Consider the following 1,268-nt stretch of genomic DNA (forward strand, 5'->3'; position numbering starts at 1 on the left):
GGTCTTCAACCCGGGCGGTCCCGGCTCCTCCGGGATGCTCTTCCCGCTGGTGGGGATCTTCCCCGAGTGGAAGCGGCTGGCCTCGGTCTACGACCTGGTCGGGTACGCGCCGCGCGGGGTCGGCCGGTCGGGTGAGAGACGGTCACTCCCCCGGGTAGACCAGGCCGATCTGCTCGCGGATCGTGTCCAGCGTGGCCATGATCGCCACCGACTCCTCGCGCGGGAGCAGCGGGCTGTCCAGCTCGCCGGCCGCCACCAGGCGCTCTGCCTCGGCCGCCTGGAAGTGCATGCCGCGGCCCGTCACCTCGGCGCGGAAGGTCTCGGTCTCGGTGCCCGAGGCGTCGTAGACGTGCACCGTCGACGGGTTGTACCAGGTCGCGTCGATCTCGATGCGGCCCTCGGTGCCCAGGATCGAGGCCCGGTTCGGCCCGCGGGTGTCGGACGCCGAGACGGTCGTGGCGACCCGGGCGCCGTCGTACCCGAAGATCGTGGCGACGGTGGCGTCCGCGCCCGTCTCCTTGAACGTGGCGTGCGACTGCACGGTGAGCGGCTCGCCGAACAGGTCCCAGGCGAACGAGACCGGGTAGATGCCCAGGTCCAGCAGGGAGCCGCCGCCCAGGGCGAGGTCGTTGATGCGGTGGGCCGGGTCGTCGGGCAGGTCCTGGGTGTGGTCCACCATCAGGGTCCGCACCTCGCCCAGCGCGCCCGACGCGATGATCTCGCGCACGCGCGCCATGTGCGGCAGGAACCGGGTCCACATGGCCTCCAGGACCACGAGCCCCTTCGACTCCGCCAGGTCCACGATCTCGCGCGCCTCGGCGGCGTTGAGCGTGAACGGCTTCTCGACCAGCACGTGCTTGCCGGCCTCCAGCACGAGCTTCGCGGCCTCGGCGTGGAACGGGTGCGGCGTCGCCACGTAGACGATGTCGACCTCGGGGTCGGCCACGAGGTTCTCGTAGGAGCCGTGCGCCGTCGGGATGCCGAACCGGTCGGCGAACTCGCGGGCCTTCTCCAGGGATCGTGACCCCACCGCCTGCACGGTGAAGCCGTTGTCGTTCAGGTCTGATGTGAAGCTCGCGGCGATCCCGCCGGCCGCCAGGATGCCCCATCGCAGGTGTGTCATGCGTTCGAGCGTAGTGCCCGCAGAACGTGTCAGACGCTCAGGTCACCCGAGGGCGCGGGTACTCGGCCGAGGGGCCGACGCCGCCGGTTACCGCGCCCTCGCGGACAACATCCGGCAGGCCGGCGCGCTCGCCGAGGTCCTGGGC

At 71.5% G+C, this 1,268-nt stretch carries 1 protein-coding gene; it reads right to left on the reverse strand.

Annotated features, from left to right (window positions below; translation table 11 throughout):
- Positions 1 to 142: 142 nt before the first annotated feature.
- Positions 143 to 1,123 carry a Gfo/Idh/MocA family protein gene (locus ACFWEJ_RS28775; RefSeq protein ID WP_377232569.1) on the reverse strand — a complete coding sequence of 327 codons (981 nt, stop codon included), beginning with the start codon at positions 1,121 to 1,123 and terminating at the stop codon, positions 143 to 145.
- Positions 1,124 to 1,268: the final 145 nt, after the last annotated feature.

Source organism: Promicromonospora sp. NPDC060204 (genome assembly GCF_042728455.1).
Lineage (GTDB): Bacteria > Actinomycetota > Actinomycetes > Actinomycetales > Cellulomonadaceae > Promicromonospora.